This is a genomic window from Streptomyces sp. MUSC 14 (assembly GCF_001866675.1).
Taxonomy (GTDB): Bacteria; Actinomycetota; Actinomycetes; order Streptomycetales; family Streptomycetaceae; genus Streptomyces.
This window is the reverse complement of the sequence record NZ_MLYN01000036.1, coordinates 42857-51119: the sequence shown is the minus strand read 5'-3', so window position 1 is coordinate 51119 and position 8263 is coordinate 42857. Positions and strand designations below refer to the sequence as shown.

Sequence of the window (8263 nt, the reverse complement as noted above, 5' to 3'; positions counted from 1 at the left end):
GATGGATGGTGGGGACGTGGCGCTGACTTCTCTGGGCGGGTGTGAGGCATGCGGGGCGTCGGGCGGGCGGCCTCATGGGGGGGAGGGGCCGGGGGCGGTTCTGCCGGACGTGTGGGTGACCGGGTGCTGCGTTCGGCGGGCGTGCTGGACACCGGGCGGGCCGGGCGCATCGAGTACGCGGCACACCGGTCGGACCGGGCGCGTCGAGTACGCGGCACACTGGGGCGATGACACAGTCCACGCCCGCGTCGTCGCCCGAGCCCGTGCCCGAGCCGATGCCCGCTCCCGCGACCCTGCTGACGCTCGCCGAGGTGGAGGCCCTGGCGCGGGCCGCTCACGCGGGGCAGACCGACAAGGCGGGACGGCCGTACACCGGGCACCTCGCCGCCGTCGCCGAAGGCGTGCGGGTCCGCGGCGGGGATGCGGAGCAGATCGCGGCGGCCTGGCTGCACGACGCCGTCGAGGACGACGCGCTCAGCCGGGAGTGGCTGACGGCCGCCGCCCTGACCGAGCGCACCAAGGCCATCGTGGACGCCCTCACCAAGCGGGCGGGGGAGGAGCCGACGGCGTACGCGCGGCGGATTCTCGCCACCCCGGGCGCACGCCTGGTCAAGGAGGCCGACCTGGCGCACAACGCCGACCCGGAACGCCTCGCGGTCCTGGCCGAACCGACCCGCGGCCGGCTGACCGAGAAGTACGCGGGGATGCGCGCGCTTCTCGGTCTCGGCGAGGCGCGAGCCGGAGAGTGAGCTAGGCGGTGACCGACTCCCGGGCCGCAGCCGTCTCCCTCTTCTCCCGCTCGCGGGCGAGTCCGGCCGCGTCCCGGCGGAACGCCCACGCCATCCTCGGCTCCATCGCGAAGCGGAAGACCCGCTGGACCGGCTTGGTGCACAGGAGCGTGACGACGGTGCCCGCCAGCAGCGTCACGAGGATCTCGCCGAGCGGGCCGTGCAGCCAGGCGTGGTCGAACCAGCCGCCGTACGTCGCGGTCTTCACGACGAAGCCGTGCAGCAGATAGCCGTACAGCGTGCCCGCGCCGAGCGCGGTGAACCACGTCCTTCGCCGTGGCACCCACGCGAAGAAGACGGCGGTCAGCAGCAGCGCACAGGCGAACAGCGCCAGCGTCATGAGCGGGCCGGTCCACCACGGCGCGCCCAGCTTCTGCGCGGCGCTCTCCCGGTAGAACCAGTTGTCGTCCAGCCGCGGCGCGGTCCACCAGCCGACCGCCAGTGCCACCGCCGCCACCGGCACCGACGCGATCCGCACCCACCTGCGGCGCAGCGCGGTGAAGTGCTCGGGTTCCAGCTTCAGGCCCAGCACGAAGAAGGGCAGGAACTGCAGGACGCGCCCCAGGTCCAGCGCGCCCCCGGTGCCCACGGAGACCGAGCCGACCATGGCGATCCCGAGCGCGACCGGCACCGGCCGGCGCACCAGTTTCCACAGGGGGCTGCTCAGGCGCCAGACGAACAGCGCGCACAGGAACCACGTCAGGTACCAGGGGGAGACGAGGTCGAACGGCTCGGGGGAGTGGCCGACGAAACGCCGGAACAGCAGATACGCCGTCTGGAACACGACATACGGGACGGCGATCCCGGTGACCAGGCGCTTCAGCCGGTCGGGGCGCATGTCGAAGCTGCGCGAGAAGTAGCCGGAGATGATGACGAACGCCGGCATGTGGAAGGTGTACACGACGTTGTAGAGGCCTTCGAGGACGCGGCTGTCGCTCTTGAGCGGTGCCCAGCAGTGGCCCGCGGCGACCAGCACGATCGCCAGGTACTTGACGTTGTCGAAGAACGCGTCGCGCGATGCGCCCGGTCTCCCCGCCGGAGGCCGCCGCTCCTGCGCACCGGCCGGGGTACGCGGACCGGGCACCCCGTCCGTCGGCACGCGCGACGGAGGAAGTGCCCTGCGGAAGTGACCGAGAGGCGAAGCGGCGTCGAACATCTGAGGCACCCTAGCCTCGGCTGTGGAATTACGTGAAACCCGCCCAGTCATTCCTCGTCAATGTCTTTGAATGTCCCCTGATTTACATGCACTTGGATCGTCGGTTCACCCGAGATGTCCCAATTCATACCCACTAAATGGGGCATATTGCAGCTCTGTGCGATCAATTCGAATTACCTGCGCACAGGATGTGTGGGGGTGGAAACGGAGTGGCGTAATGACGGGCGGAGTCGGGCCGGTCGCGGTGGCCGAATTACCGGGTGCCGCGTCGCTCGAACCCGTCCGGTATCCGGCGCCCCGCCCCTGATGTATCCCCTACGTTCCGTCATGGGCCGCATAGGGTGCCCCTGTTGGTGGCACGATGGTCCTGGCGGGGGTGCGGGCCGTACCTCCGGGCCGGGAGAGCGGACCGACCTAAGGTGTGATCAGTTGTGGCCATTTCACTGTCTGTGGTGTTGCTGTTGGCGGTCATCCTGGTGGTGCTGATCCGCGGGGGCAACATCAAGGCGGGCCCTGCCATCGTCGCCATACTGTTCGGCTTCTTCCTGGCCTCCACCGGCATGGCCCCCTCCATCACGCGGTTCCTGGACTCGATAGCGCAGTCCATCAACTCGATCAAGTTCTGAGCGGCCCCGGGACGAGCGAAGGCCCAGGGAAGAGGAGAATGTCCTCTCACCTGGGCCTTCGGCATACAGAGCGGGCGACGGGAATCGAACCCGCGTAGCTAGTTTGGAAGACTAGGGCTCTACCATTGAGCTACGCCCGCAAGCGTGCGCCGCAGGTCGGTGACCTCGGCACTGGAGGCATCGTAGCGGGTCGCCGGGCGCCGAGGCCAACGGCTTCCGCTCCGGCGCTCCGGCGGGCCCTCGCGAGCCCCCTCAGGCCCTCCCGTGCGCCGCCCCGGAGAATGCGGCCGACGCGGGCGGCTGGGGCATGTACCCTACGTGTCGCACCAGACGGGGTGTGGCGCAGCTTGGTAGCGCGTCCGCTTTGGGAGCGGAAGGCCGTGGGTTCAAATCCCGCCACCCCGACCACCGGCTCACGACGTCGTGACGATCGGTCGCGATGATCGCCTTTTGGGGCGCTGACCGGCTGCGGTTACTATGCAAGCTGCGCGCCCGTGTGTCCCGGCCCCATGGCCTACGTACTCCTCCGGGCGGCGAATCCGCCGGACCTGTCTGGCTCCGGCAGAAACCAAGAAGTCAGCCACAAGGAGACCGAACCGTGAAGAGCGCCGTGGAGACCCTGAACCCGACCCGGGTTCGGCTCACTGTCGAGGTGCCCTTCGAGGAGCTCAAGGACAGCCTCGACGCGGCGTACAAGAAGATCAACCAGCAGGTCACGGTGAAGGGCTTCCGCAAGGGCAAGATCCCGGCCCGGGTCATCGACCAGCGGTTCGGCCGCGGTGCGGTGCTGGAGGAGGCCGTCAACGACGCGCTCCCGAAGTTCTACACCGAGGCGGTCAACGAGGCCGAGCTGGACCCGCTGGGCCAGCCCGAGGTCGACATCACGGAGCTGAAGGACGGCGAGACGCTGAACTTCACCGCCGAGGTCGACGTCCGCCCCGCCCTGGAGATCCCGGACTACTCCGGCATCGAGGTCGAGGTCGACGCCGTCGAGGTCACCGACGAGGACGTCGAGAAGTCGGTCGAGCAGCTCCGCGAGCGCTTCGCCTCCACCTCCCCGGTCGAGCGCGCCGCCGAGGACGGCGACGTCGTCACCATCGACCTGGAAGCCAAGGTCGACGGCGAGGTGCTGGAGGACGGCATTGCGAACGGCGTCTCCTACACCATCGGCTCCGGCGAGCTGCTCGACGGCATCGACGACGCCGTGAAGGGCCTGGAGGCCGGTGGCGAGGCCACCTTCACCTCCGAGCTGAAGGGCGGCTCCGCGGCCGGCAAGGAGTCCGAGGTCACCGTCAAGGTCACCCAGGTCGCCGCCCGCGAACTCCCCGAGCTGGACGACGACTTCGCGCAGCTCGCCTCCGAGTTCGACACCCTGGACGAGCTGAAGGCCGACAGCCGCAAGCGCCTGGCCAACATGAAGCAGTTCGACCAGGCCACCCAGGCCCAGGAGCGCGTCCTGGAGAAGCTCCTCGAACTGGTCGAGGTCCCGGTCCCCGAGAAGCTGCTCGAGGACGAGGTCAACACCCGCAAGCACAACCTGGAGCACCACCAGCTCGGCCAGATGGGCCTCGACCTGGCGAAGTACCTGGAGATCCAGGGCAAGACCGCCGAGGAGTTCGAGACCGAGACCCGTGAGGCCGCGGTCAAGGGCATCAAGACCCAGTTCGTCCTCGACGAGCTGGTCAAGAAGGAGCAGCTGAACGTCAACCAGGAGGAGCTCACCGAGCACCTCATGCGGCGCGCCGCCTCCTCCGGCATGTCCCCCGACCAGTTCGCCCAGGCCGTCGTCGAGGGTGGCCAGGTGCCGCTCCTGGTCGGCGAGGTCGCCCGCGGCAAGGCCCTGGCCGTCGTGGTCGAGGCCGCCACGGTGAAGGACACCAACGGCGAGATCGTCGACCTGGACGACGAGGACGAGGAGACGGAGACCGAGGCCGCCGAGGCGTCGGAGACCTCCGAGGAGAACGCCGAGGGCTGAGCAGCCCCGCGGCGCCTCTGAAGCGCGTACGACGGGCCCCTGGGACACTTCCGCCCCGGGGGCCCGTTCGTCGTACCTGGGGACTGACCAACCTCAAGGGGCGCGGGGCTGTGTCGATACGCTGCTCCGCCGCGCGGGCGCGACAAGCCACAACGGACCCGCAGCCGCCGACGCACCGCACATCCCACGGCGAGAAGGCACCCGGCACCCGCCGGAGCCGCTACGCCCCCGGCGAACACCGTCATCTGCGGGATTCCCGGGAGGGAGCATCGCGTTAGGGTCCATGAAAGGCAGAACAATGAGACGGCCCGGCGCCGTCGTAAGACGAGCAGGTGGATACGTGACGAATCTGATGCCCTCCGCCGCCGGCGAGCCTTCCATCGGTGGTGGCCTCGGCGACCAGGTCTACAACCGGCTGCTCAACGAGCGGATCATCTTCCTCGGCCAGCAGGTTGACGACGACATCGCCAACAAGATCACCGCACAGCTGCTGCTCCTTGCCGCCGACCCCGACAAGGACATCTACCTGTACATCAACAGCCCCGGCGGCTCGGTGACGGCCGGCATGGCGATCTACGACACCATGCAGTTCATCCCGAACGACGTGGTGACGATCGGGATGGGCATGGCGGCCTCGATGGGCCAGTTCCTGCTCACCGGCGGCACCGCCGGCAAGCGCTTCGCCCTGCCGCACACGGACATCATGATGCACCAGGGCTCCGCGGGCCTGGGCGGTACGGTCTCGGACATCAAGATCCAGGCCCAGTACCTGCTGCGCACCAAGAAGACCATGACGGATCTGACCGCGTTCCACTCCGGACAGAGCGTCGAGACCATCCTCCGCGACGCCGACCGCGACCGCTGGTTCACCCCGGAAGAGGCCAAGGAGTACGGTCTCATTGACGAGATCATCAGGAACGCCTCGGGTGTTCCGGGAGGCGGCGGCACCGGTGCCTGACCGGCCCGGCCACGCCACGCACCGCCGAGACCCCAGCCCCCAGAACGCCACCAGGACGGTGAACCCCATGAGCAACTTCCCCGGAGCCGCCAGCGGCATGTACGAAGGGCCCCGCCCCGACAGCCGCTACGTTGTCCCGCGCTTCGTCGAGCGCACCTCCCAGGGCATCCGCGAGTACGACCCGTACGCGAAGCTCTTCGAGGAGCGCGTGATCTTCCTGGGCGTCCAGATCGACGACGCCTCCGCCAACGACGTCATGGCGCAGCTGCTGTGCCTGGAGTCGATGGACCCGGACCGGGACATCTCGATCTACATCAACAGCCCCGGCGGCGACATGACCGCCCTCACGGCGATCTACGACACGATGCAGTTCGTGAAGCCCGACATCCAGACGGTCTGCATGGGCCAGGCGGCCTCCGCCGCGGCCATCCTGCTCGCCGCCGGAACGCCCGGCAAGCGCATGGCGCTGCCGAACTCGCGCGTGCTGATCCACCAGCCGGCGGGCTCGACCGGCCGCGGCCAGCTCTCCGACCTGGAGATCATCGCCAACGAGTTCACCCGGATGCGTGAGCAGCTGGAGAACATGCTGGCCAAGCACTCGAACCAGCCGATCGAGAAGATCCGCGAGGACATCGAGCGCGACAAGATCCTCACGGCCGAGGAGGCGCTGGAATACGGCCTCGTCGACCAGATCATCTCCACCCGCAAGCTGAACAACGCCGCGGTCCGCTGACGCGGAGCGGCATACTCTGAGCCCCTCTTGGCACCGTGCACGTCAAAGTGAACCCTGCCAAGGGGGGCCCGAACACGGGGCCCGGCAAGGTACCGTCGACATAAGGCAGCACCAGGAGCCGCTGGACTCGAAAGCGTCCGGTCGTCTCCCAGGCGAAGGGGAAGCACACCGTGGCACGCATCGGTGACGGCGGCGATCTGCTCAAGTGCTCGTTCTGCGGCAAGAGCCAGAAGCAGGTCAAGAAGCTCATCGCAGGGCCCGGTGTGTACATCTGCGACGAGTGCATCGATCTCTGCAACGAGATCATCGAGGAGGAGCTCGCGGAGACCAGCGAGGTGCGCTGGGAGGAGCTGCCCAAGCCCCGCGAGATCTACGAGTTCCTGGAGGGCTACGTCGTCGGCCAGGAGGCCGCGAAGAAGGCCCTCTCCGTCGCGGTGTACAACCACTACAAGCGGGTCCAGGCGGGCGAGAACGGCGGCGCGAGCGGCCGTGACGACGCCATCGAGCTGGCGAAGTCCAACATCCTCCTGCTGGGCCCGACGGGCTCCGGCAAGACCCTCCTCGCGCAGACCCTGGCGCGCATGCTCAACGTCCCCTTCGCGATCGCCGACGCCACGGCGCTGACCGAGGCGGGCTACGTGGGCGAAGACGTCGAGAACATCCTGCTGAAGCTGATCCAGGCGGCCGACTACGACGTCAAGAAGGCCGAGACCGGGATCATCTACATCGACGAGATCGACAAGGTCGCCCGCAAGAGCGAGAACCCGTCGATCACGCGCGACGTGTCGGGCGAAGGCGTCCAGCAGGCGCTGCTCAAGATCCTGGAAGGCACCACGGCCTCGGTCCCGCCCCAGGGCGGCCGCAAGCACCCGCACCAGGAGTTCATCCAGATCGACACGACGAACGTGCTGTTCATCGTGGGCGGTGCCTTCGCCGGACTGGAGAAGATCATCGAGGCCCGCGCCGGCGCCAAGGGCATCGGCTTCGGCGCCACGATCCTCTCCAAGCGCGAGCTGGAGTCCAAGGACGTCTTCGAGGACGTCATGCCGGAGGACCTGGTCAAGTTCGGCATGATCCCGGAGTTCATCGGCCGTCTTCCGGTGATCACCTCGGTCCACAACCTCGACCGCGAAGCGCTCCTGAAGATCCTCGTCGAGCCCCGCAACGCGCTGGTCAAGCAGTACCAGCGCCTCTTCGAACTCGACGGCGTGGAGCTGGACTTCGAGCGCGAGGCCCTGGAGGCCATCGCCGACCAGGCCATCCTCCGCCAGACCGGCGCCCGCGGCCTGCGCGCCATCATGGAGGAAGTCCTTCAGGGCGTGATGTACGAGGTCCCGTCCCGCAAGGACGTCGCCCGCGTCGTCATCACCGCCGACGTGGTCCTCTCCAACGTCAACCCGACCCTGATCCCGCGGGATTCGCGGGGGCGGGGATCGGGGGAGCAGAAGTCGGCGTAGGCCGTACTACGCGTACGAGGGGCTCCCGGCGAGAACTACGCCGGGAGCCCCTCTTCTGTCTCCGCGTCTACCGTTCCCCTCGTGGGTCGGGGTCTTCGCCATCTTCGGCGGGCGCCTGGAATCCGGTCGTGTCGAGGGTGCAGTCGAACGGCGCCGGAATGCGGAGCTTCTCGCCGAACGGAACGGTGAGATGGGACGCATATCCCTTGGCGGTCGGCGACCAGTAGACAGTGGCGAGCTCCTCCTGCATGTCGAGCAGGAGGTAGACCGGCACACCTGACTTCCCGTAGCGCTCGACTTTGTCGGTGAGGTTGTCGTCGCGAGTGGAGGGCGAGGTGAGTTCGGCGACGAAGGAGAGACCGTCGCCGTCCAGACGATTGCTTGCTGTCAGGGGTCTTTCGGTGTGCGGCGTGGATGTCGGGACCGTACGCTCGCCTTGGCCGCCGAGCTGAACAGCCGCCCACGCAAAACGCTCGGCTGGGAAACCCCAACCGAGCGCCTCGCTAAGCTGATCGCCGTTTGATCAACACACACTGTGTCGCAACGGCCCCCGAATTCGCCGCTCGACCG

7 protein-coding genes, 2 tRNA genes and 1 pseudogene are annotated in these 8263 nt (G+C 68.1%); 7 read left to right on the top strand and 3 right to left on the bottom strand.

Annotation, left to right across the window (positions count from 1 at the left end; all coding sequences use genetic code 11):
• Positions 1–275: 275 nt before the first annotated feature.
• Positions 276–749: an HD domain-containing protein gene (locus tag BIV25_RS23350; protein ID WP_071374352.1), complete on the top strand. Its 474-nt coding sequence runs from the start codon at positions 276–278 to the stop codon at positions 747–749.
• Position 750: 1 nt separating this feature from the next.
• Here the strand turns inward: BIV25_RS23350 and BIV25_RS23345 are convergent, their stop codons facing one another.
• Positions 751–1944: an acyltransferase family protein gene (locus BIV25_RS23345; protein ID WP_177235390.1), complete on the bottom strand. Its 1194-nt coding sequence runs from the start codon at positions 1942–1944 to the stop codon at positions 751–753.
• A gap of 431 nt (positions 1945–2375) precedes the next feature.
• On the opposite strand from BIV25_RS23345, the gene BIV25_RS23340 reads away from it, so the two are divergent.
• Complete coding sequence (locus BIV25_RS23340; RefSeq protein WP_071374344.1) at positions 2376–2570, top strand: hypothetical protein; 195 nt, start codon at positions 2376–2378, stop codon at positions 2568–2570.
• Between the two features lie 69 nt (positions 2571–2639).
• On the opposite strand, the gene BIV25_RS23335 is transcribed toward BIV25_RS23340, so the two are convergent.
• Positions 2640–2710 (bottom strand) — tRNA-Gly (locus tag BIV25_RS23335).
• A 191-nt stretch (positions 2711–2901) separates the two neighbouring features.
• On the opposite strand from BIV25_RS23335, the gene BIV25_RS23330 reads away from it, so the two are divergent.
• The 5 genes from BIV25_RS23330 (at position 2902) to clpX (ending at position 7693) form a co-directional block, all read left to right on the top strand.
• Positions 2902–2978: transfer RNA gene (locus tag BIV25_RS23330), tRNA-Pro, on the top strand.
• Positions 2979–3168: 190 nt separating this feature from the next.
• The gene (gene tig, locus BIV25_RS23325) at positions 3169–4545 is read left to right on the top strand and encodes a trigger factor (protein WP_071374343.1); all 1377 of its coding nucleotides are present in this window, start codon (positions 3169–3171) and stop codon (positions 4543–4545) included.
• Between the two features lie 352 nt (positions 4546–4897).
• The gene (locus BIV25_RS23320) at positions 4898–5503 is read left to right on the top strand and encodes an ATP-dependent Clp protease proteolytic subunit (RefSeq protein ID WP_071374350.1); all 606 of its coding nucleotides are present in this window, start codon (positions 4898–4900) and stop codon (positions 5501–5503) included.
• A 67-nt stretch (positions 5504–5570) separates the two neighbouring features.
• A complete protein-coding gene (locus tag BIV25_RS23315; protein ID WP_071374351.1) occupies positions 5571–6236 on the top strand; it encodes an ATP-dependent Clp protease proteolytic subunit in 666 nt (221 codons plus the stop codon).
• Positions 6237–6406: 170 nt separating this feature from the next.
• The gene (gene clpX / locus BIV25_RS23310; protein ID WP_071374342.1) at positions 6407–7693 is read left to right on the top strand and encodes an ATP-dependent Clp protease ATP-binding subunit ClpX; all 1287 of its coding nucleotides are present in this window, start codon (positions 6407–6409) and stop codon (positions 7691–7693) included.
• A 67-nt stretch (positions 7694–7760) separates the two neighbouring features.
• Here the strand turns inward: clpX and BIV25_RS47535 are convergent.
• Positions 7761–8127, bottom strand: a pseudogene (locus BIV25_RS47535) (Uma2 family endonuclease); the annotation flags it as partial.
• Positions 8128–8263: the final 136 nt, after the last annotated feature.

What these genes read in the sequence shown, in the direction of transcription:
- BIV25_RS23350 (WP_071374352.1), top strand. Translation starts at nt 276, where the DNA reads ATGCCCGCTCCCGCGACCCTGCTGACGCTCGCCGAGGTGGAGGCCCTG.
- BIV25_RS23345 (WP_177235390.1), bottom strand. Translation starts at nt 1,944, where the DNA reads ATGTTCGACGCCGCTTCGCCTCTCGGTCACTTCCGCAGGGCACTTCCT.
- BIV25_RS23320 (WP_071374350.1), top strand. Translation starts at nt 4,898, where the DNA reads ATGCCCTCCGCCGCCGGCGAGCCTTCCATCGGTGGTGGCCTCGGCGAC.
- BIV25_RS23315 (WP_071374351.1), top strand. Translation starts at nt 5,571, where the DNA reads ATGAGCAACTTCCCCGGAGCCGCCAGCGGCATGTACGAAGGGCCCCGC.